At 51.4% G+C, this 21,949-nt stretch carries 18 protein-coding genes and 1 tRNA gene; 12 read left to right on the top strand and 7 right to left on the bottom strand.

Going from position 1 to position 21,949, the window contains the following annotated elements:
• The first annotated feature begins 32 nt into the window (after positions 1-32).
• On the top strand, positions 33-1,679 hold the full coding sequence (locus AABA21_RS23825; protein ID WP_338254150.1) for an ArnT family glycosyltransferase: 1,647 nt from the start codon (positions 33-35) through the stop codon (positions 1,677-1,679).
• Between the two features lie 176 nt (positions 1,680-1,855).
• Here AABA21_RS23825 and AABA21_RS23820 read toward each other — a convergent pair whose 3' ends face one another.
• The 3 genes from AABA21_RS23820 to AABA21_RS23810 all read right to left on the bottom strand — a co-directional run bounded on the left by AABA21_RS23820 (position 1,856) and on the right by AABA21_RS23810 (position 5,301).
• Positions 1,856-3,817 (bottom strand): ArnT family glycosyltransferase, encoded by a 1,962-nt coding sequence (locus AABA21_RS23820; protein WP_338254149.1) that lies wholly within the window; start codon positions 3,815-3,817, stop codon positions 1,856-1,858.
• A gap of 36 nt (positions 3,818-3,853) precedes the next feature.
• The gene (locus tag AABA21_RS23815) at positions 3,854-4,858 is read right to left on the bottom strand and encodes a hypothetical protein (RefSeq protein ID WP_338254148.1); all 1,005 of its coding nucleotides are present in this window, start codon (positions 4,856-4,858) and stop codon (positions 3,854-3,856) included.
• A gap of 197 nt (positions 4,859-5,055) precedes the next feature.
• Entirely contained in the window at positions 5,056-5,301 is a 246-nt protein-coding gene (locus AABA21_RS23810) for a hypothetical protein (RefSeq protein WP_338254147.1), read from the bottom strand.
• A 252-nt stretch (positions 5,302-5,553) separates the two neighbouring features.
• Here AABA21_RS23810 and AABA21_RS23805 point away from each other — a divergent pair, with 252 nt between their 5' ends.
• Together AABA21_RS23805 and AABA21_RS23800 are read left to right on the top strand one after the other, a co-directional pair.
• Positions 5,554-5,790, top strand: coding sequence for a hypothetical protein (locus AABA21_RS23805; protein ID WP_338254146.1), 237 nt, complete (start codon positions 5,554-5,556; stop codon positions 5,788-5,790).
• Between the two features lie 178 nt (positions 5,791-5,968).
• A complete protein-coding gene (locus AABA21_RS23800) occupies positions 5,969-6,742 on the top strand; it encodes a 3'-5' exonuclease family protein (protein ID WP_338254144.1) in 774 nt (257 codons plus the stop codon).
• A gap of 78 nt (positions 6,743-6,820) precedes the next feature.
• Here the strand turns inward: AABA21_RS23800 and AABA21_RS23795 are convergent, their stop codons facing one another.
• Positions 6,821-7,399, bottom strand: coding sequence for a hypothetical protein (locus tag AABA21_RS23795; RefSeq protein ID WP_338254143.1), 579 nt, complete (start codon positions 7,397-7,399; stop codon positions 6,821-6,823).
• Between the two features lie 240 nt (positions 7,400-7,639).
• Here AABA21_RS23795 and AABA21_RS23790 point away from each other — a divergent pair, with 240 nt between their 5' ends.
• The 3 genes from AABA21_RS23790 to AABA21_RS23780 all read left to right on the top strand — a co-directional run bounded on the left by AABA21_RS23790 (position 7,640) and on the right by AABA21_RS23780 (position 10,651).
• The gene (locus tag AABA21_RS23790; RefSeq protein ID WP_338254142.1) at positions 7,640-8,884 is read left to right on the top strand and encodes a phosphotransferase; all 1,245 of its coding nucleotides are present in this window, start codon (positions 7,640-7,642) and stop codon (positions 8,882-8,884) included.
• A gap of 632 nt (positions 8,885-9,516) precedes the next feature.
• Entirely contained in the window at positions 9,517-9,798 is a 282-nt protein-coding gene (locus AABA21_RS23785; RefSeq protein ID WP_338254141.1) for a hypothetical protein, read from the top strand.
• Positions 9,799-10,042: 244 nt separating this feature from the next.
• Positions 10,043-10,651 carry a hypothetical protein gene (locus AABA21_RS23780; protein WP_338254140.1) on the top strand — a complete coding sequence of 203 codons (609 nt, stop codon included), beginning with the start codon at positions 10,043-10,045 and terminating at the stop codon, positions 10,649-10,651.
• Between the two features lie 199 nt (positions 10,652-10,850).
• On the opposite strand, the gene AABA21_RS23775 is transcribed toward AABA21_RS23780, so the two are convergent.
• Positions 10,851-11,276: a hypothetical protein gene (locus tag AABA21_RS23775; protein WP_338254139.1), complete on the bottom strand. Its 426-nt coding sequence runs from the start codon at positions 11,274-11,276 to the stop codon at positions 10,851-10,853.
• Positions 11,277-11,767: 491 nt separating this feature from the next.
• Positions 11,768-11,840, bottom strand: a tRNA-Phe gene (locus AABA21_RS23770).
• Between the two features lie 388 nt (positions 11,841-12,228).
• On the opposite strand from AABA21_RS23770, the gene AABA21_RS23765 reads away from it, so the two are divergent.
• The 5 genes from AABA21_RS23765 to AABA21_RS23745 all read left to right on the top strand — a co-directional run bounded on the left by AABA21_RS23765 (position 12,229) and on the right by AABA21_RS23745 (position 19,462).
• Positions 12,229-12,990 (top strand): CHAP domain-containing protein, encoded by a 762-nt coding sequence (locus tag AABA21_RS23765; protein WP_338254138.1) that lies wholly within the window; start codon positions 12,229-12,231, stop codon positions 12,988-12,990.
• A 244-nt stretch (positions 12,991-13,234) separates the two neighbouring features.
• A complete protein-coding gene (locus AABA21_RS23760) occupies positions 13,235-13,969 on the top strand; it encodes a COG3942 and LysM peptidoglycan-binding domain-containing protein (protein WP_338254137.1) in 735 nt (244 codons plus the stop codon).
• 619 nt (positions 13,970-14,588) lie between these two features.
• Entirely contained in the window at positions 14,589-15,194 is a 606-nt protein-coding gene (locus AABA21_RS23755; protein WP_338254135.1) for an RNA polymerase sigma factor, read from the top strand.
• Positions 15,194-18,238, top strand: a complete 3,045-nt coding sequence (locus tag AABA21_RS23750) for a hypothetical protein (RefSeq protein WP_338254134.1) — start codon at positions 15,194-15,196, stop codon at positions 18,236-18,238. The genes AABA21_RS23755 and AABA21_RS23750 overlap by 1 nt, the downstream gene beginning before the upstream one ends.
• A gap of 480 nt (positions 18,239-18,718) precedes the next feature.
• Positions 18,719-19,462, top strand: coding sequence for a hypothetical protein (locus tag AABA21_RS23745; RefSeq protein ID WP_338254133.1), 744 nt, complete (start codon positions 18,719-18,721; stop codon positions 19,460-19,462).
• Positions 19,463-19,505: 43 nt separating this feature from the next.
• Here the strand turns inward: AABA21_RS23745 and ada are convergent, their stop codons facing one another.
• Positions 19,506-20,576, bottom strand: a complete 1,071-nt coding sequence (gene ada, locus AABA21_RS23740) for a bifunctional DNA-binding transcriptional regulator/O6-methylguanine-DNA methyltransferase Ada (RefSeq protein WP_338254132.1) — start codon at positions 20,574-20,576, stop codon at positions 19,506-19,508.
• Between the two features lie 176 nt (positions 20,577-20,752).
• Here ada and AABA21_RS23735 point away from each other — a divergent pair, with 176 nt between their 5' ends.
• A complete protein-coding gene (locus tag AABA21_RS23735) occupies positions 20,753-21,949 on the top strand; it encodes a M20 metallopeptidase family protein (protein ID WP_338254131.1) in 1,197 nt (398 codons plus the stop codon).

The raw sequence follows: 21,949 nt of genomic DNA, 5'->3' as shown, positions 1-21,949 counted from the left end.
ATAACAATTTCAAAGTGGAAATGTGGTGGTGAATGATGCAAAGACACAAAATAATCACAGAGATCGAAACAGAGGTATCTCAAACTGAAGATGTCACAATAAGAACCCTTTGGCCCTTCTTCTATGAACGCATTAACAAGGTACGTATGCAAATACTCTTTTGGTGCATACTCATACTAGCCTGCATACTACGCTTTGCTCAATTCCCATCACTTCCAGCGGGAATCAATCAAGACGAAGCGGGTGCTGCCTATGAGTCATATGCTTTATTAACAAGAGGTACCGATCGTTGGGGTAACAAATTTCCTATCTATTTTCCATCATGGGGGTCCGGCCAAAATGTACTACAGTCGTATATCAACATTCCCTTTATCAAATTGTTTGGGCTCAATACTTTTGGAGCCAGATTTTTGCCCGCTCTGTTGAGTGTTCTGACGTTGATCGTGCTCTATTTCCTGGTTAAAAGACTCTATAATGCTCAAACAGGACTCCTCGCAATGCTTCTGCTGAGTGTCACGCCATGGCACATTATGCTGTCGAGATGGAGCCTGGAATCAAATCTACTTCCTTTTTTTCTCCTGATTGGTGTGGCTTCCCTGGTTTATTGTTATACTTCCTCCGCTAGAAAGATGCTTCTCCCTTTTTCACTCGTGTTCCTGGCACTTTCCTGTTACGCTTATGGGATATCTGTCCTGGTCATACTAGGAATAGCAGGGATGTATTCCCTCATGCGCTATAAAGTAATTCTTACTCACAAAACGGCCTTTCTGCTCAGCCTGGGAATATTTCTGCTTATCACAGCCCCATTCCTATTATTCACATTGGATAACAGTATATTGCATTATACCCCCCCATTTATTGCTCACTTACCATTCACCATTCCTTTGCTTATCAGTAATCGCTTAAATCAAATCAGCAATGGTCAAGATCTTTTGGCCGCCAATGCACTCTTCCTTAGTAGCGGTTTTCGCGACGGCCTGCCCTGGAATAATCTGGATTGGTCTCAACCACTCGGCGCCGTAACACTTCCAGGCGCGGCCCTGGGCATCTATTACAGCCTCAAAAAACGCGGCGATGCCACCATCTTCATCATCTGGCTGATCGCGACTCTGCCGCTTTTCTTTCTTGTTCCTCTCAATATCAATCGCAGCAATGCTATCTTTGTGCCGCTAATAGCTCTAAGCGCAATTGGTATCGTTGGAATGTATAGTAGCATCAGGAATAAGAAAGCTAAATGGCTCTTCCTGACAGCCGTTCTGGCTATCACACTAAGCTATAGCGGACTTTTTTGCAGGGATTATTTTACAGATTACAATAGTTACATTAGCTATGCATTCAGCGATGGATTGGATCAAGCTCTCCTCGCTGCCAGAACGCAAGCAACGTCCGACGAACCCATCTATTTATCTGATCGCATTTCAACTAATTACGTATATATCCTCTATCTACTTCACATAGACCCATACGATTTTCAGCAGCATTCGTCGGTCATAACCGTAGGTGACACATATAAAGTTCTTAACTATCGTAATTATTACTTCTATCCAACAGAACCACAGTTGCTATCAGTCCCTTCATATATCGCCATTCTCAAAGGCGGTGAACAGGTCAATTGCCAATCTCATCAAGTGCTCTACTCCCAGGGAGCATGGATCGTTGAACGATGTAACAATAAATAAAGAGTACAAGTTCTAAAAAACGCTGCATAGAATGTGTTTGACCCCTGGCATGCTGGGAATTTGCATGCTCAGGGGTCTGGTGAACGCAGGTGTCCTCACACTCTTTCTTCACAAAGGTTTGCAACCGAATGATCACATGTACACGCCTGCGTGTGATAAAAGTTTGGGTTTGAATGTCACGAATGACCCTGGCAGTCGAACAACCATAGCCCATCTATAGAAAATTTTGTTGTATCACGTGATTGCCATTGGTTGTTTGGCACTCTGTGGCAATTAGAAAGTACCCAGTGCCCCGCCGGATCTTTACTATCTGGCATCAAGAAAAAGCGTACCACGCCGTGATCGACGCGCTGGATAAGCTGGTCTCGCGTCAGAAAGCTTTTGCTGCCATTGTAGCCACCCAGCGCGATGACGGGCTGACTCGTATCTATGATGAATGGAGCTGCAACCTCTGTATTCATGGTGCCGAGCAGAAATTCTGCCTGGCCTTTATTGGAGAGCAGAAAGTTTTCTAGTACAGGGTCGGCTATGAGCGGAGGGACGCGCGTTTGGGGAGCTGGTGGTCCAGCCATTGGGTTAATCCGCCCGCCCTGATTGAAAGAGATGGCGATCCACATTGTTGGAGCTAGCAAGAGGCTCAATATCCCCAGGACGACAATTGGCATGGTAATCTGCTGCAAACGTTGCTCAGGTATTTTCGCATCGCCGTTAATGGCGTGTTGATGTGATTCTGCTTGTCCCCTTTTATGTTGTTTGATCTGGTTGGCTTCCCAGCGGTTAAGCGGTTTCCTGACTTTTTCATAGGGGAAGCGTTGCTTGCGCGCTAGCACTAACACGGTGCTAAGAGCAGCAATGACCATCGCGAGCATTGTGCCCCACGTTGGAAAAGCAATGAGAAAGAGAGCCTGGATGATTCCTGTTGCCAACAGGGTATAGGGAAGTAGCCAGCCATGCCACCCATAGCGACAATATTCCCGCCATAATATCATTGTTCCCGCTCCAACCAATGCCGCGATGGCCGGGGCCAGCATCGAGAGATAATACAAATGGAAAAAATGGGCTGCGCTAAAAAAGATGAGCATGGTAAACAGCCAGGTTCCCCAGAGTATGAACGCCCGATCCTGCCTGGTAAATGGCTGATGCTTTCTTCGCGTCCTGCTCCATGCAAAAAAGCTGACCAGCGCTACTGGCAAGAGCCAGTTGCATTGCCCTGCCATCGGTTGTAAGAAGAAGCGTGCAATCCCCGGTCGGCCTATCTCCCAGGCCCAGTAGTTGACGACATTACTGTCGGCATTCAGGCGGAACGCACCATTGTAACCAAGGGCGAGATCGAGTTCCGAGCCGCTGGTAATCGAATCAATAAAGGGACGCTGATTGGCTGGTGTCAGGTCGACGATCGTTACCCAGCAGAGGGAGATCAGCGCCAGGATTCCCAGCGCTACCGCCAGGTGCCAGATCTTTGTTCGCGTAGGGATCGGTGCTCCAAGCCAGTAAAACAGGCCCAGCGCGGGTATCACCATATATGCCTGGAGATATTTGATGTTGAAGCCAAGGGCAATCAGGATCGCGCAGAGACACAGCCAGCGTAAGCGGCCAGTCTCTGCGGCTTTACACATCATCCAGGTTCCCAGCAGTACGACCAGGACCAGCGTGCCGTCTACAATATTGTTGCGATCGGTGATCACGCTGATGGGCGATAGGGCCAGCACCAGTGCCGCGAGCAGGCCGGCCAGGGGACCGAAGGTGCGGCGCACGAGGTGAAACATCAGAGCGACCGCGAACACCCCGGCCATGGCTCCAGGCAGCGTGATAGAGAATACCGAGTAGCCGAAGAGCCTGGCGCTCAACACCTGCAACCAGAAGCCGAGCGGCGGTTTATCTATCGCCAGAAAGCCGGCGGGATCGAACGCCACGAAGAACAGATTATGCCAGTTCAGCAGCATGCTCTTAACAGCAGCCGCATAGTAGTACTCATAAAAATCCTGTTTGTCGAGGGCGAAAAAATTGAAGAAAGTGGCAATGGCAAGTATGGCACCCAGCGCGATTTTGTGCCACAACAGCATTGGTTGATGCGTGTCCTCAACCTGGTTAACATGCTGCTGTATCTGCGCAGGTGACGTAATCACCGTCTTTGACATATCTTTTGTGCCTCCTTTGAGCTGAAATTTCCTCTATCAATAGCGTTTCCTCACGGTTACTTTCCTTCCTTTAAGCCGTGCATGTACTAAATCAGCTTCTTTGCGCTCGTATGGACGCGAGTAAAAGTAGAGGAGTGACGCAATAACGCAGAGAAGGCAGAGGTTACGAAGCGCAATGACGGCATGGAAGAAGGGAATATTGGCGATGACGCTGAACTGGCTGTAAAAGTCCATGTAGAGATAAGGAAAGATATATGTTGTCAAGCCTCCGATCAGACACCACGCCGCGATCCACCTGGGGTTCCGCGCCTCAACATAGGCGGCCAGGGGAATGAACCAGAGGATATATTGTGCGCTGAACACTTTTCCGGTGAAGACAACGATCAGGAGCGTCAGCAGGCATGAGGCTGCCAGGTCAACTTTATTCCTCCACTGCAACCACCAGGTATATATCAGACCCGTACCCAGTAGAAGTGCATTTATCAACGATGCCAGGGGATCAAGGGGGCTGCCTATGTTTAATGAACCATACCCATACACTATATAGAGTGGAGCTCCCAGCATGTGGAAGAACCAGATGAGGGAGGCTGCGGGTGACTCGACCTGAAACGGACGATTGCCATAGTAGCTGAATGGCCCAAGAGTTCCCTCGATGCTCAAGCAGAGTGAGACTGCTATCATTAGCATGCATATCGTTGTAAACACAGCCAGTGGGGTGAACCTGCTCCAGCTCTTCCACTTTTCATTGGATGCCAGTTGTTGAGCCAGGAGAAATGGAAAAAGTAGTGGTAGTGGATAGAATTTAAAGGTCACGGCCAGCGCCAGAAAAGCAAAGGCCAGGTGCCAACGCTTTCGTGCCCCGAAGATGATAGCGGCCAGTGTAAGCGCCGAGGGGATTAGATCGAAACGGCCGACAGCTGTTGCCCAGCCGCCAATGACCAGGTAGAGCGCGCAGGTAAACGCCGCCCACCTTGATCTAAAGCATCTCAGTAACCCATAAATAATAGCGGCCACCAGAGCCATTGAGATTGCAAAGACCATCTGGTACTGGCCATCTGGGACAAGTAAAGGAAATGAGAACGGAAGCATTGCTGGCAGCGGATATTCTCTAGGTAATGAGTGAAAGGGAAGATTCGCATTCTGGCTGGCTACAAATTGGATGCTGAATGAGGGCATGTGATATGCTTGCATCCAATGTACAAGGGTAGCGGTAGAAATAAACGATGCCTGAGGATGGATTACATAATCACATTGCGATGATGAGAGCGGTCCGAGTGCGGATAGACCCCTCCAAAAACCGTTGCATAACATTGATAGCCAGGTACATCGCTAAAGCTCTGCCCGAACAGACCTTTGTATAGAAGAAATCCCATCGCCAGCACAACCAGTAGATCCAATCCATAGCGATAGAGAAGGTTATTTGATTTATCTGGACCCGTCGTCTGGGTTTTAGAAATAGCGGGTCGCGTACTTACTTTTTGCATAGCTGTGGCTGCTCCTCACTTGGGTATCATGTCTCATGACCTCCGCGGAGATGCCCCTGACCATTGATTTGGCCGGCATCTGCTTCCACCATCAGTATGCGCCCGGCCTAAAATTGTATTCATCTATAAAATTGTGCAGCAAGGTGAGGACTGATTGAAAGCGATCATTTAAGCGCAACACTATAGTGAAAAAGGAACAGACTTGCCCGGACATAAGATACGTGGAGATACATTTAGAAAAGGAGAACGTCTATGGCTCAGTGTGAAGTGTGCGGCAATGAATATGATAAGGCTTTCCAGGTTGTCATGGGGCAAAAGTCGCATATTTTCGATAGCTTTGAATGCGCAATTACCTCTCTGGCTCCCCGGTGCCATCACTGCGACTGTCGCATTATTGGGCATGGAGTAGAAGAGAATGGTGTCTTCTACTGCTGCGCCAGTTGCGCGACCAAAGAAGGGGTACAGGGAGTACGCGACCGTAGCAACTAGGCTGATGCATATAACAAAGGCCATCGGTGCCCACCGCGCTAATTTATTCAGCGCGGTGGGCACTTATACTATGTATGGGATTGCTCAATCCGATAATCATCATGACCTGAGAAAAAGCGTCATCATGCGCTGACCTCAAACGTGTCTACATCAGACAGAGAGAGAAGCGAGGTTATATATGATGACGAATGCTTTGATTCCCCCAAAACTGGGCGATCTGATCGCGCAAGAGCGCGACCTGGGACCCGTTCACCATCTGGATGATCTGCAGGCACGGGTGCAGCGGCGGAGCACGATCGCCCGACAGATCCAGCAGTGGGAGGAGGCGCTCCGACAGGTGCAGCGACAGGCGCGCGCGCTTCCCCCACTGCCGCCGCTCAAGGTTGTCCACTGGGCCCAGGCTGTACGCGCGATGCCGAACCTGGTCTTCCTGGAGGTGGATACAACTGGACTCCAGGAAGATGCCGAGATCGTGCGTGTGTCTGTGCTGAATATTCGCGGGGAGACGCTGCTGGATTGCCTGGTAACGCCATCACAGCCGCTATCGCGTCAGATGGTTACGATTACCGGGATCAGCAATAGCGAGATCCAATCAAGTGGCATCCCTTTTGACCAGATGCTCGACCGCCTGAGGCAGGTGGTTCATGGTGCCTATGTGCTCTCCTACAACCTGGAGTTTGATACCGGCAAGCTCAAGGAGGCCACCCATCGTCACCATCTAGATGAGCTCACGATTATTGGAGAGGATCTTATGGAGCGGGCCATGAGCTATCTGCACCTGACCTCCTATCCCAAACTGGAGAGCCTGTGCCAGCAGATGGGTCAGCCACTCCCTCCACAACCGCATCAGACCGCGCTGGACCGCGCCCGTGGGCAGATCGATGTTTTGAACGCGATGGCCGACGTCGCGTTCGCATCGCCCGCAAGCGTAGCTCCAGTGATGCCACCATGATCCGTGTGGATAAATAAGCAAGGTTTCCTGGCCATAGCGGGCATCCATCCACCTCAGGCGTGGGTGGGTGTTGGTTCCTTATTCTACTCTCTCTTCACTACTCTTTTGTTGCATCTTTGCATTTCTCACCGCGCATAAATGCAATCTTTGCTCCTCATAGTCGAGTCGGAGCTGCCTATAGGTGATGCACCTCTCCCTTAGAAAATGCTGACGCTCTTTCAGTTGCTGTAGGAGATCATCATAGCTGGCCTCTATCTCGCGAAAGCTGTGTTGCTTTTGCTCAATATCCATTTGTTCTTGTATCGTCTGGCGCTGCTCCCGCAACATCAAGAGCTGCTCCTGGAAACCCTCAATCTGTAACCGGGCATATACCTGTTGCCGCCGAGGCATCTGGATGAGATCGTCTGCCTGACAGATACGTTGCCGTAGACCGTGCCACCACGCTATACAATTGTTGTTCTCTTGCCACATATTCGATACCGTGTTCAGGAAATCCAGCCGCCTTTGTCCAAAGGCGCGCCTCTGCTCGTTAAGAAATGATCGCTGCTCTTGCAGTATGATACAACGCTCCTTTAGAGCACGCTGCCTCTGATCAAAAGCCTCTTGACGATATTCCAGGCTTTGATTGGCATCTACAAAAGTTAAAGTTTTCCGCATTGGTTCTCCGCCCAACATAACCATGCATCCTTTCTCATAAAACAATTTTGCCACCCTATACCGGCCTGGATACAATTTCTCGATGGATACCTATATTCATCACAAACTATGTCGTGTTTATTTATAAAATAGAGTTTATTTTTATATAATAAAGTGTACAAAGGTGAAATACTAGCCTTGCATGGAGTAGTGGACTTCCTTTCTAAGAGAGAATTTAATAAAAAAACGCTGTTAGAGGGCATGGATAGGGTCTTCGAAAAATTGAAGATCAACCTGGCGCTTGAAATGATGTGGCAGGGTGACGATGATGACGAGGATGTCGTTGTCAATCTGGCCATGAATGGAACGAAAGTTGCGAAAGGTACAGATCTGCAGCAGTTAATGTGGCGCGAGCTCGACGATCTCCTCTGTCGCCTTTTTTACGATGCCAAAAGGGTGGTGATCCATCCTGTCACCCCTGGCCAAAGTGCTACCGGTGTGCTCTCAGTACAGCCATTTACCAGGGCCGGGGTGAAAAATACTGTGATTGTGAAATTTGGGAGCATAGATAAGATCAAGCAGGAACACGCGAACTTCAAAGAATATATTGAAAGCAGGTTGGGTGGCGGTCGCAGCACGATTGTCCATGATCTACGTCAGACGCCGCATCTGGGCGGTATTATCTATTCATTTGTGGGCGCTACCAATACAGATCCCGAGGACTTTGGGCGTTTTTATCACCATGCCGGCAGCATCAAGATCAAGACAACAATCGACAATCTCTTTCACGAGACATGCGGGAACTGGTACGGTGACAAAAGTCGTCTGCAGCCTCTTAACCTGGCAGATGACTATCAGCGGCTCCTCCATTTTACGCCCGAACGCCTGGCGAAGGGAGTACAGGATCTCAGCCCGTCGGTTCAGCGAGGAGAGCGGCTCCATTTTCAAAATGTGCATGAAGAGCGTACATTTACTGATCCTGTGCGTGCCGCCGCCAGTCGGCGAGCGCGGATTTACTCGACCTATACCTGCATCACGCACGGCGATTTGAACTCACACAACATCCTCCTGGATAAAAACGACAATACCTGGCTGATCGACTTCCTCAGAACCGGCCAGGGACATGTATTGCGCGACCTCTCCCAGCTCGATTCCGTGATACGCTTCGAACTACTCGCGGGGCACGAAGCGACCCTGGATGAGCGACTTCACATGGAGGAGGCGCTTTGTAGCATTGAGTCTTTCCAGCAACTCAAGGACCTGCAAGCGCGGCTCTCAACGAATAGTACTGCTCTCGGGAAAGCGTATGCGACCGTTCTGCATATACGAGATCTGGCATGGAATGTCCTGGGGCATAAGCCACAAGAGCGCATGGACGAGTATTATACGGCCCTGTTCTATCACGCGCTCAACACCGTGCGCTTCTATGATCTATCGCAGGTGCAGCGCGAGCACGCCCTGCTCAGCGCCAGTCTGCTGGCTGACAAATTGCGTCTATCTGTGTAGCAGGATGCAGCATCAAATTATATCTGTACATGTTCACCAACGTAGAACTGGTCAGTATCCATGCTCACAGATGGAGACATATCCGATACATTGAGCACAAGGGTGAAAGGCCAATAACCTTTCACCCTTGTGCTTGACAAGAAGATGTCCGCGCACGTTCACCTCTGTTTGTGCCAACCACGTGCGTAGGAAGCACCTATTAAATCCTTACATGTACACCTTGTCTCCAGCTCAACGCCACCTACCTATTTATATGAACAATGCCCACCTGAACTGCCGTCATTTGTCCAGGGGCTGTACTAATAGAATGAGCGGAACCTGCAAACTGATGGTAAAAACATGCTGATCGATCCGATCACTGAGCGTGATATAGCTGTTTAGTTCATATATTTATACACTTATACAATAAATTTGCCTCTAAGGCATCCGATTAGAAAGATTACAGAATAAAGTTAACGTGTAGTCCTTTATTCTTGACATATGTAATAGGTTAACACTTTTGTGAGAGGTTTTTAACAGTGAACACAAAATTGATCAGATCATTTGTTGCCACTTTTGCTCTGGGTGCCCTGAGCTTAGGTGCGTCAGCTGGCTTTGTATTACCAGCCAGTGCTCATCCAGCAGTTACTGCTATGAACACGAGTAATAACGTTGCCCCAGGCAATAGCTGTCAAACTGATCCATCTACTGCTGCCCCCCGTGATCCCGCTGCGGATACTGTTCAGCAGCAGCAACAGCAACAGCAGCAGCAGCAACAGCTTCAGGTTGTTGGTATACCATGCTCAATCGATATTGAAGTTGAAACCCATATAGACAACGACAACACAAACCATAACGACATTGACAATACAAACGTACTGAGCAACAACAACAACAACCGCCACCACAATCGCCGCCACCACCACGATCACTAGAACGCTGTAGTTCTTCGCAACGAGGTACCCACAATGGGTACCTCGTTGTATTTAACGTTTCGTTTTGCTGGTAGTGCTTCACAAAATACCTCGCCATTTGTTCGGTTTGTATATTTATACATGTATTATTAAATTTTATTATTGAATATCCGATTAGCAAGATTACAGAATAAAGAATCTCATATATAGTTCTTTATTCTTGATAAATGTAATAGGTTAATACTCTTGTGAGAGGTTTTTAACAATGAACACAAAATTGATTAAATCATTTGTTGCCACTTTCGCTATGGGTGCTTTAAGCTTAGGTGCAACAGCTGGCTTTGCGTTACCAGCCAGTGCTCATGTGGCGGATATCGTAGCTCCAACAGAAAACGTGACAGGCATCTGCGGCCAATCTGGTACAGCAGTTGCTACAATTCGCCCTGGCGAAATTCTGAAAGGTAACGTCATCTTCTCTACTGGCCAGGGTACAGTTACAGTTGCGGATACCTCTGGTGACTATTCACAAACCTTTAATGGCAACGGTACGACTGAAGGACAAGCATTTGTTATTATGAACACGAGTAATAACATCAATGCGGTCTATAGTTGCAAAACTGATCCATCTACAGCTGCCCTTCTTGAGGTCAGTGGTAGCCAGCAGCAGCAGCAACAGCAGCAGCAGCAACAGTCTGCTGGTACAACGGGCCCCATCCACATTAATGTTGAAAACAATATCACAAACGATAACAGCAACCACAATGACGTTAGCAACAAAAACATACTGAGCAACAACCACCACAATAATCACAATAATCACAATAATCACCATCACAATCACAGCCATCACCACAGCCATCACCACAGCCACTAGATTCTGTGGATCTTCAAAACGAGGTACCCACAAATGGGTACCTCGTTGCATTCAATGTCTAACTTCCTCCGCTATCCAACATATTTCTTGAGCCTGCACAAAATACAATCGAGAAGCAAAATTTGGCATAAGGTCTGCTGAACAAGCATAGACACCACCCAAAAAGTTGCGCGACTGTACTCAGGCAATTGTCAGAGATCTACCTTGCAACCCGATTTGCAGCCTGACTATTATCATAGGCAGCCCGACTGCGTTCATCAGGAGTAACACAGACATGATCGTTTGTAAATGCTTCACGCCAGACATACCCCTGGACACAGGTATCTGATCCATACGGACCTGTAGGATTTCTCCTCGACACGGCCGCTGCATTATCCTGGGCAACCCGAGTCCGTTGATCAGGGGTAACACAGACGTGATCGCTCGGGATGGCCTCGCGCCAGACATATCCTTGCTTACAGGTGTCCGGGCCATATGGGCCAGGATTACTGATCGTAATGCTCGATACATTATGTCCTTGGAGATCCTGCGCATGTACGCTTCCCACACTGGTTAACATCGTCAGCATGAAGAACCCACATAGAGCAAACATCGCGCTCACTTTCGTCAACTTCTTCATCAACATATGTGCCCCTTTCTCTTCAACCAGACATTTTTCCTCGACCAGCTCCAGCTTGTAGCCAGGTTAGGGAGGGCCGCCCTTTTTCTCAAGCATTTTGCGGGCAGACATTTTCTACGACCATAGTCTCAATACTATGTAACATGAGCTAAGTGATGAGAAAGGAATGACATTGAAAGGCATCAATCTAAAAGCCACTTGACACTTCTATAATTTTTGGCTCCTATTCCTCATTCTTGAAGAGAGATAACATTTCCTATTGATTGTTGCGATTTGGGACCTGACTTACTCCTGATGAAAGATCTTCAGTGAGATGATAGAAAGCATTCTGCTTGCGACAAGATAGATGTTTTATATTTAATCTGCACACCCTTCACCAACAGTGAGCCAGATCCGAAGTTGTCAGTTTTGATGTAAAGCTCGGCCTTTCGCCAAAAGCAAACCCGCGCCCATCGGCCTCTAGAGGCCGATGGGCGCGGGTGCCAAAAATGAAAGGGTGCCAAGAGACGGAATCGAACCGTCGACACTAGCATTTTCAGTGCTATGCTCTACCGACTGAGCTATCTTGGCGCGTGGCAATAATATAGCATGTTCTTCGGGTTCCGTCAACCCTTTTTTGACGGCTTTTTCCGCAGTTCTCAATAATTTTTTGGCGATCCTCCTGGCTCGAAAAAGCTCATCCTCTAAAATCCTCACATGTTTGTCTCCCTTTCAGGATGAGCCTGCTGCTTCGTTCTACCTCAAATACTTTTTGCGTATAGATTATGTATTTAATTTATGCGACTTTTTGGTAAATGGTGCTTCTTAATATTCCATTATGTTTATTACTTTTCTCCTATGTTTCATGCCGTTTCATAGCATTCCATCTATGGATGCGCTAATATCAATACAACCAGTCAATATTTATGGATCACCACACCGGTGTCCGGAAATCGTAGCTAAAGGAGACCCACATTTTATGTCGAAATCATCTTGCATTTCGCGGCCGCGACGCAGACATCAGCTTGTCAGAACGGTAGTAGGACGAGTCGCTGTGCTAGGAGCTTGCGCGTTTACGTTGTCTGGCGGTGCGCTCTTTGCTAATGCTCACAGTGCCTTCGCGGCAACTACCTGTGCCAATGGAGACAAAACGTATGTTGTGCACGCGGGCGATACCCTGGATTCTATTGCCAAAAGCCATCAAACGACATGGCAGGCTCTGAGTGCACACAATAAATTGGCGAATGCAAATGTTATTTCGGTCAATCAGACGCTCTGTATTCCGGTTAAAGTGGCCGCCAAAACAGCTCCCACGACCGTTACTAAACCTGCTGCTCCGGTGGCTAAGCCTGCTGCTCCAGCAGTGAAGGCTGTTTCCCAGGCTGCTCATGGCACGGCGAATATATTTCCGTACGGGCAGTGCACGTGGTGGGCGGATAACCGTTATCATCAGCTGACCGGCATCTATGTTCCCTGGATGACCAATTCGGATGCCTATCTGTGGACCGAGCGGGCTCATCAATATCATTGGAATGTTTCTTCGACTCCCCACGTTGGCGATATTATGCAGCTCGACCGTGGGGTACAGGGGACCGGCCAGTATGGACACGTTGGTGTGGTTGAAAGCATTGATGGTAAGGGACGCTTCACCGCTAGCCAGATGAACTGGAACGGCGTGGGCGTGATGACGAAATCCCAGTTTTCAGTTGGCGCCGGCGTGCATTTCATCAGCGCCAAATAACTTTTTGCATAAAGAGAGAGACCGGATATAGTGTCCGGTCTCTTTTTATGTCTATTTTGCCTTAAAATTTTATTAAGAGAGTTCTCAATATTCTGCAATCTATATCTCCCTTTTTTCCTATGTTTCAACCTATTTCATGAGGATTCGCTGAAAGTACTCTAATATATAGATCGACACACATTTATTTAAGGTAGCAGGTAACTGGGCCTGTGTCGTTTTGTGAAGAAGAGGAGGAGTCCATTTGTTGTCTCTTAAGAAACATCAGCGTATCTGGACGTATTTGAATCAGCATCGCGCAGTGAGCATTATTGCTGCTCACGTGGTAGTAGTGACAGTTATGGGACTGGTCTGGTTGAGCACTGCTTTTGCACCGGCTTTATTTAGTGCGCTGGCTCAGGCACCCTGCGCTAAGGGTGATCAGACGTATGTGGTGCGAGGCGGTGATACCCTGGGTTCGATAGCCGCTACACATGCTACGACGTGGCAGAACCTGTCTTCTTATAACCATTTGCCCAACCCCAACCTCATTTTTATAAATCAGCATATTTGCATTCAAGGACATGGGGTTGTTACGGGGAATCCAACTGGCAATCAGCCCGTTATCCCGGTAGGACTGATTGCTGTGAAAGGGAATGTCAATCCATTTGCCTATGGTCAGTGTACCTGGTGGGCCAGCCAGCGCTATTTTCAACTGCATGGCTTTTATGTGCCCTGGGCCACGAACTCCAATGCCTGGCAGTGGCAGAATCGGGCGCTGGATTTTCACTGGCATGTATCATCCCAACCAACGAGGGGAGCCATTATGGATTTACAGCCCGGTGTACAGGGCGCCCAGGCATTGGGCCACGTGGGGGTTGTAGAGATGGTGATGAGCAACGGGCATGTACTGGTTAGCAGTATGAACTGGGGACCAAACTATTCGCAGGTGACCAACTTCGAGTTCAGACCAGGTCCTGGCGTCTCCTTTATCTCTGCTTAATGTTGGTCGATACTGGTATGTAAGTACCAGAAGTTATAAAAGGTCGGTGCGTTATGAGCGCCCATGCGCACCGACCTTTTATGTGCCCTCCCATCCCCCATTGTTGCAGAGGTTTCACGTGAAACCTGTCGTGGAGCGCGTGCTGGCAGGCTTCTCGCATGCGTAGCGCTTAGATTGAGAAATGTCACATTTATTTTGCTCACTTCTAGGTCGTGCTACACTAAAGACAGAGATGCCCCTGATTTCTCTTCTAGTAGGGAAAAACGGCTTTGCGAGGATAATAAAGATAGTGGATCCATCTTGGGGCATCTCTCCTTCATCTCTTCTCTTTTTTTCTTTCCGCTGCTTTCTTCTCGATAGCATACGTTTGTGCCTTCGGCCCCTGACTATACGCGCCTGCGGCACTCACCGGATTTTGTAAGGGATGGCATTGCCCATCCCTTACAAAATCCGGTGAAGTTGAAACTTTTTATGTAGTAAGTGTGAGAGGCAGCCCAATCAGCACCCCTGGGGTGCTGATTGGGCTGCCTCTCACACTTACTACATTTGATGTGAACTTTTGAGGGGGGTATGGTGTCTATTGAGCGAGTAGGTTGAGAATGCTTTTGAAGGAGTGGACATGGCACCATCGGATCTGGAGTTGCTGGAGCGGGTGCGGGCCCACGATGCGGCAGCTTTTGAGATGTTGTCGAGTCGTTATCGGACATCGGTGTATTGGCATGTTTTTGCCTGCGTTCATGATGCGGACGCGGCCGAGGATGTGGCTCAGGAGGTTTTTTTGCTGCTGTGGTTGCGGGCGGATCAGTGGCAGGGACATGGTACGCTGCAGGGCTGGCTGTTGCGCATCGCCCATAACCAGGCTTTAAACTATCTGCGCTCGGTGCGCAGGCGCCGTCAGCTGCCGCTGGATGTGCCTGTCGAGTTTACGGAGGATGGCAATGAGTATGAGTGTATCCCTGATTGGATGGTGGATCAGCAAAACCCTGAGCCGGACCAGCTGGTGGTGCAATGGGAGCATCGGCGGCTGCTGCAGGAACTGATTGAGGGTCTGCCGGCGGAGAAGCGCGAGGTGTTTCGCCTGGTTCACGATGGAGATATGGGTCTGCGACAGGTTGCGGATATGCTCTCGATCCCAACTGGTACGGTGAAATCGCGCCTGCACTACGCTACCAGGCGACTCGCTCGCCAGTGGTCTGATCTGAATAAGGATGAGGAGGATCTTTGATGGATAATCGTGCGTTACTGGCCGATTGGCATAAGGCTACGTTTGAGCAGTGTATCCATGAGTGGTTGCCGGCGTTGCTGGCGGAACGTTTACCTCTGGTGGGCTACCATGTTAGTTCGACCGGGACATATACCTATCAGATGGATCTGACATTGTCATCGGGGCAGGAGGAGGTTGCGGTTACATATCAGGATCTGCCGCAGCCGGATGAGGAGGGGGTGTTTGTGCTGGATGGGACGCGTTATGCGGTGGCTCCCTATGCGTCAAGCGGTGACCTAGCGGAGGCGGACATCCTCTGTGTGGGGGAGCAGCTGCTGCAGTATTGTCAGCAGTTGTTGAACTACCAGGTTCCGGATGCCGTGCCGTGGAATGAGTCTCTGGTGCGGGCTTGGCTACCTGTAGACCGTTGGATGCGCGAGTTTTTCGGGGTTGATCAACGCCATCCGAGCGATCTGCCTTCGACGGCGCAGTGGCTGGATGAGACCAACTGGCTGGCGACGCGACAGCACCTACGTCGCCTGTATATCAATGATCGCGCCAGACTTTTTATCCCGGCCCACTTCGGGCGTGTCTGCCCATTCGAGGTTCCAGAGGGTCCCAATATTGGCCGTATCTTTGTGCTGGCGCGTGGAGCGGCTATTCGCTCTGGCAAGCTTGTGGTGCTGGATGATCGACCCACCGCTATGCTGGGCCCTGAGGCGTCTATGATCCCTCTATTGGAGCATGACCATCCACGCGGCCTGCTGATGGGCGCAAATATGCTGCGCCAGTGGGTGCGACCGCCAGTGCCGGAGGTGGCGCTGGTGCAGAGCGGCAATGAGCCGGAGGCGCCGGAGTTCTGGTGCGGCCGCAATTTCTTGACCGCCCTGACATCCTGGGGCGTGGATACCTTTGATAACGGGCTTCTCTTGAGCGCCTCGGCGGCCCGGAGACTGGATTATCCACGCACCGTTGAGCCCGGAGATAAGATAAGCAATCGCCATGGCATCAAGGGGGTGGTGAGCCGTATCGTGCCGGATGAGCAGATGCCTCACCTGGAGGATGGTACCCCGGTCGAGCTGGTCGTCAACGTGGTCGGTCTGCATGTACAGCAGTCGTTTGGCATGGTGCGCGAGGCCCTGTTGGGGCGCATCGCGCAGGCCCAGGATGCGCCATTTGTGGCTCCTCCATTTGCGTCTCCTGATGAGCAGGCGATCCAAGCAGCGCTTGTGGATAATGGACTGCCTGCAGATGGGATGGAGGCCCTGACCATTGGAACATCCGGTGAGCCGGTGCAGCAGCGCTGCACCGTTGGTTGGATCTATTGGGGACGCCTGACACATATGGCACAGGAGAAGCTGCGGGCATTTCTGAGTCCACAGGACGGTCAGCGGCGCGGAGAGCTTGAGTACTTCGCCCTGCGCAACGGTGAGGCGTTTGAGACTATTCATGAGCAGTTCCATACCAGCGCGCTGCCCCCACATGAGCTGGCTGATGGTGCCGGGGGGGGACAGCATGCTTCCAGGGAGGCTCCCCAGTTCACGACGCTGACGCGGCGCCTGGCGGCCATCGGCATCCAGACCGAGCTGACCGATGAGCGCCAGCTGGCCTTCAGACTGGCTCCTCCCGCCGGTGACGTGCTCCAGCTGGCTCGCCCGGTGCTTCATCCCTGGCTGAAGGGTCAGCAGCTGACGAGCATCGGAGCCGATAGCGTCTGCCGTGACCAGGCGGAATACCCGGCGCTGGTGGCGGCCAATACGCGTCTGCGGCGCATCCTTGCCAGCCAGGCTCCGGAGAGTCTGGCCCGGCAAGCTTTGGACCAGTTGACCGCGCATGTCCATGCCTTCTGTAAGGCCATGATCACGCCCGCCCAGCTGCGCTTTAATGCTCTGGCCTCATCATCGGCGCGCGCGGTTGCCGTGCCGACGCTGGATATACAACATGATCAGGTGGGCCTACCGGAAGAGATGGCCTGGTTCCTGTTTGGACCTCGGTTGAGACGTGAGCTGGATGCCGAGGAGGTTGAGAGACGCAGCGAGCGCGCCAGCCAGCGGCTCGACCAGTTGATGGAGCAGTCCTGGGTGATCCTCAATCGCGCGCCCGTGTTTGATCTGCGTACCTTTGCGGCCTGCCACCCGGTGCGCTATCCCGATGCTGCGCTGCATCTTCACCCCCTGGTGAGCCGGCAGATCCAGACCGACTTTGATGGCGATCAGGTGGCGGTCTTTCTGCCACAGAGCCCGGCCGCCCAGCAGGAAGCTGGCACGCGTCTGACTGTTGCCGCCCAGCTGAGCCACAATCCGGCCTTAATCAAGGCCCTGCTGCCGTCACACGAGGTCATGTGGGGACTGGCCTGGTTGAGCCTGACACCTGAAGGCAGAGCCGAATTAGCCGCCCTGCTGAATGTATCCCTGGCCGATACCATGCTGACCCAGGCTATGCTGCTGGAGCAGCTACAAACCCAGTTGAAGCAGTCCGGTTCGCAGCAGACGGTGCAGATGCTTGAGCGGCTCTGGCGGCGCGGCTTTGAACAGGCGCGCAGTGCCGGCCTTTCCATACATCCCTTTGCCGGTAGCGACATACGACGACAGCGGCCCGATCACAATGTGGCGACCGGAGAGTGGTCAGACTGGCTGGCCGAGCAGACGGAATATCTGGGCGCCAGCGTCGATTATACAGATCTCGATCATGGGACTCAATTGTTGACGGTGAAGAGCGGCGCCCTGGGTGACATCCTGCAACTGCTGGCCCTCTACGCCGGTCAGGATGCCGTTTCAGACGTCAATGGAGACCCCGTGATCATCACCCATGGCTACTGTGATGGCCTGACCCCTCAGGAACTGTATGCCCAGGCTGTGGGATCTCGCCAATCCTTTGCCGATATCCTCACGGAATGGGATGTGATCAGCAAGCAGATCCAGGAGCAGAATAGAACAAAAAGCTATCATGTACTGGGACGCGCTATGCGCTCCCCCGAGCCCGGCATGGTCTTCTCTCATGCCGCCCTGCAGCACGAAGTCGATCCCCTGCTCGACACCGACAGTCGCCTCTTCGTAGGCCTATAGTGTTTTTCTCAATCGAAGGGCGTGCATCGCCCTATAGTGTTTTTCTCAATCGCAAGGGACGTGCATTGTATGTGAAGTGGGCTCAGCCCACTTCACATACAATGCACGTCCCTTGCGATTATATAGATTCGAGCGCCGCTGGCGCTCGAATCAAGTGGCAGGGGCACAAAACTTACCTCTATTTAACCTCAACAACTGTAGGGGAGCTTGAGAGCTATGCTCGTGTACTAGTACCATCTGACTTATGGGGGATATATTTGCTTCTTTTATGCTTTTGCGCTATTATTAAGACCTGCTATAGGCAGACAGGATAGTCCTCACCTGGGCCATATATGGTATCTACCGCATATCAGCTTGTCCTACCAGGTTCCCCAAAGCGTGAGTTGTTTTATCCCACCGCTTGACGAGAAAATCTATTCTGTTATACTTATGCATGAGAACAAATGTTCTAAAAAATCTAACTAGAAGGAGGAAATCGTAATGGGAACGACTTATACCCGCCAGCAGCCCGCCTATTACGATGTGGATGATCGTGACGATCTCTACGTGACGCGTATGCCCAGTAGCGCCCGTCGCTACAAGCCATACGAGACAATAGATGATCCCCTGGTGTTACAAAACCAGAATAACCCTTCTATCCAACGTCGTCGTTCGAGTGGCAATACTACTAAAACCAAAGGTGTATATACCACACGACAACAAGGCAGTGCTGCTTCCAGTGCTGTTCGCCCATCCAGAACGGTAGATGTTTACCCGGATGATCCTGATCGCGATCGCGGCCGTGGTCGCAACAACGGAAAACCGGGCAAACGACCACGTCGCTTTGTACCAACTTTGATTGTTGGTATGATCGTTGCCGTGGTACTTCTGTTTGGTCTCACATCACTGGTTTCATGGTGGCAGGGCTTTCAACAAGATATGACCTATGGTAATCCGCGCACCTCACAAATCGATGCGGTCGTCGGTCATAACGATAGCAAGGATCACCCCACCCACTTTCTGTTTATTAATCTCCACGGACATATTCAAGTTATAGAAATCCCGGGTGGCGATACCTCGAAAACTCGTATCTTCAACGGCCCTGTTCTTGATGGTTCTGGCCAGGATCTCATTCCCGTCACCGGGAACGTGGTCAACCAGCAGGGAAAAATCAATCTGATTGTCCATGTCGGTAGCCAGGATTTCACCTTCGTCAATGATGGAAAGATGTTCCATCCGCGCTGATTATGTCTGAATAAAAATTTTTATGCCTTATATAGAAATTTATCTATAATTCAGCTTTCTCTTGCGCGAGCAGACGGCGTTTGCGCTCGATGCCCCAGCGGTATCCCCCTGCGGCGCCGTCTTCTCTTACTACACGGTGGCAGGGTATGATCAATGCTACTGGGTTGGTAGCACAGGCGTTGGCGACCGCGCGTGCCTTCTTCTTATCTCCCAGACTGCTGGCAACCTCGGCGTATGAACGCGTCTCTCCCTGCGGGATGGTGCGCAGAACGTTCCAGACGCGCCATTGAAAGGCGGTGGCCTGGATATCAATGGGCAGATTCAACTGGGACCAGTTGTGTTCCCCCTGCAAATACTGCAGGAGCTCATTAACCCAGCCAGCGAGCTGGCTGTTGTCCTGTTGAATCTCGGCGGCGGGATATTCTTTGCACAGCTGGTGTTCCAGCTCCTCGTCTTGATCTCCCAGGCTGACGGCGCAGACGCCTTTTTCGGTGGCTCCGACCAGCAGACGTCCCAATGGACTATCAACGATGGTATAGGCGATCTGCATGCCCAGGCCGCCGCGACGATAGGTGTTGGGTGTCATGCCCAGGTGGGTTGGGACGCGCTCGTATAGCCGGCTGACCGAACCATAGCCGACATCGTAGAGGGCCGAGGTGATCTCCTCTCCATCGCGCAAGCGGCTCTTGAGCTGCGTGAGCCGCAGCGACTCAACATATTGGCGCGGCGTGATACCCGTGGCCTGCTTGAAGATGCGCTGCAGGTAAAACGGACTAAGATGGACCTGCTGGCTGAGTTGTGCCAGCGTCAGGCGCTCCTCCAGATGCTCTTCGATGTAAGTACACATGCGCTGAATAATCTCCTCATTGGTTGTATCTTGCGCCGCCTGTCCCTGTGGTCGACAGCGCAGGCAGGGACGATAGCCGGCCTCCTCGGCCGCCTGTGTGCCGCTAAAAAACAGCACATTTGCGCGCAATGGCTTGCGTGATGAGCAGGACGGTTTGCAATAGATGCCCGTGGAGCGTACCCCATAGACGAAGGTGCCGTCCGCGTGATTGTCGCGCTCTATTACCGCCTGCCAGCGTTCTTCCTCTTTCTGTATTGTTGTATCCATGTGTACTCCTATCAGCTGTTCTAGGAATTTCCCTGTTTCGTATGTTACGATGATAATATAAAATTCCCTCAGAATCTATCTGAATCTTGTTTTTAATATCGCTGGCGTCGTCATATCCTCCTCTCAGGGGGAAAGAAACTGGATGCGAGCATGAATCAGGAAGGAAGCAGATTTATATGCAGCAGATATCCCAACCCGATAGCTTGAAATTGGAGATTGATGAGCGTGTGCCCGATCTGGTGGCGATGCGGCGCGATCTCCATGAGCATCCAGAAACGGCGTTTGAGGAGGTGCGTACCTCCGGTATCGTGGAGCAGCGCCTGCGCGCTCTGGGATTGGAGGTGCAGACGGGGATCGCGAAGACCGGAGTGGTGGGCCTCTTGCGCGGCGGTGCCGCGGGTCCCGAGGCCCGGACGCTGGCTATTCGCGCTGATATGGATGCCCTGCCTATCTATGAGGAGACCGACGTTGATTATCGTTCGCAGGTCGATGGCAAGATGCATGCCTGCGGCCACGATGGTCATACCTCCATCGGGCTCACGGTCGCCGATATCTTGAGCCGTCGCCGCTCCGAACTGAAAGGCAACATCAAGTTTATCTTCCAGCCCGCTGAAGAGGTGGTTGGCGGAGCCCAACCAATGGTCGAGGCGGGCGTGATGGATGACGTCGACGGCGTGATCGGTCTGCACCTGATCAGTACCTATAAGGTCGGACGCGTGGGCGTGCGGGCTGGTACGGTCTTTGCCAGCGCGGATAAGCTGACCCTGACCGTGCACGGCAAAGGCGGGCATGGTGGTATGCCTCACGGGACAGTGGACCCGATCATGATCGCGGCCCAGATCATTACGGCGCTGCAGACCCTGATCAGCCGCGAGACCTCGCCGTTTAGTCCGGCCGTGATTACTATCGGTACGTTCAATGCCGGGACCGCCTTCAATATCATTCCCGAAAAGGCCGAGCTGGGTGGTACCTTGCGCGCTTTTTCTGATGAGCATCGCGTGTATCTGACGCGACGCATTGAGGAGGTGGCCAACGGCGTCGCCACGGCTATGGGTGGCTCCTGCACGGTGAATGTCTTTGATGGTTGCCCACCCTGTGTCAACAACGCCGCCATGACGCAGATGGTGCAGGGAGCAGCCGTCGCCACCGTGGGACAGGAGTTTGTCGATGTTGGTGAAGAGATCCTGACGACCGGTGCCGACGATATGGCCTGCTTCCTGAATGCAGTTCCGGGCTGCTACTTTGTCGTGGGGGCCAATAATGAAGAGAAAGGCGCGCGCTACCCCCATCATCATCCTCGCTTCAACGTTGATGAGGATGCGCTGCCGATCGCCGTTGAGGTGCTGGTGCGCTCCGCCCTCGACTTTTTCTAA

This window comes from Dictyobacter halimunensis (assembly GCF_036245075.1).
The sequence above is the reverse complement of the archived record's forward strand: the minus strand, read 5'-3'. Positions and strand labels throughout refer to the sequence as shown.

Bases quoted from the DNA above. Each gene is read 5' to 3' on its own strand.
- AABA21_RS23825 (WP_338254150.1), top strand. From the start codon at position 33: ATGATGCAAAGACACAAAATAATCACAGAGATCGAAACAGAGGTATCT.
- AABA21_RS23820 (WP_338254149.1), bottom strand. From the start codon at position 3,817: ATGTCAAAGACGGTGATTACGTCACCTGCGCAGATACAGCAGCATGTT.
- AABA21_RS23815 (WP_338254148.1), bottom strand. From the start codon at position 4,858: ATGGTCTTTGCAATCTCAATGGCTCTGGTGGCCGCTATTATTTATGGG.
- AABA21_RS23810 (WP_338254147.1), bottom strand. From the start codon at position 5,301: ATGCAAAAAGTAAGTACGCGACCCGCTATTTCTAAAACCCAGACGACG.
- AABA21_RS23805 (WP_338254146.1), top strand. From the start codon at position 5,554: ATGGCTCAGTGTGAAGTGTGCGGCAATGAATATGATAAGGCTTTCCAG.
- AABA21_RS23800 (WP_338254144.1), top strand. From the start codon at position 5,969: ATGATGACGAATGCTTTGATTCCCCCAAAACTGGGCGATCTGATCGCG.
- AABA21_RS23795 (WP_338254143.1), bottom strand. From the start codon at position 7,399: ATGCGGAAAACTTTAACTTTTGTAGATGCCAATCAAAGCCTGGAATAT.
- AABA21_RS23790 (WP_338254142.1), top strand. From the start codon at position 7,640: ATGGATAGGGTCTTCGAAAAATTGAAGATCAACCTGGCGCTTGAAATG.
- AABA21_RS23785 (WP_338254141.1), top strand. From the start codon at position 9,517: ATGAACACGAGTAATAACGTTGCCCCAGGCAATAGCTGTCAAACTGAT.
- AABA21_RS23780 (WP_338254140.1), top strand. From the start codon at position 10,043: ATGAACACAAAATTGATTAAATCATTTGTTGCCACTTTCGCTATGGGT.
- AABA21_RS23775 (WP_338254139.1), bottom strand. From the start codon at position 11,276: ATGTTGATGAAGAAGTTGACGAAAGTGAGCGCGATGTTTGCTCTATGT.
- AABA21_RS23765 (WP_338254138.1), top strand. From the start codon at position 12,229: ATGTCGAAATCATCTTGCATTTCGCGGCCGCGACGCAGACATCAGCTT.
- AABA21_RS23755 (WP_338254135.1), top strand. From the start codon at position 14,589: ATGGCACCATCGGATCTGGAGTTGCTGGAGCGGGTGCGGGCCCACGAT.
- AABA21_RS23750 (WP_338254134.1), top strand. From the start codon at position 15,194: ATGGATAATCGTGCGTTACTGGCCGATTGGCATAAGGCTACGTTTGAG.
- AABA21_RS23745 (WP_338254133.1), top strand. From the start codon at position 18,719: ATGGGAACGACTTATACCCGCCAGCAGCCCGCCTATTACGATGTGGAT.
- ada (WP_338254132.1), bottom strand. From the start codon at position 20,576: ATGGATACAACAATACAGAAAGAGGAAGAACGCTGGCAGGCGGTAATA.
- AABA21_RS23735 (WP_338254131.1), top strand. From the start codon at position 20,753: ATGCAGCAGATATCCCAACCCGATAGCTTGAAATTGGAGATTGATGAG.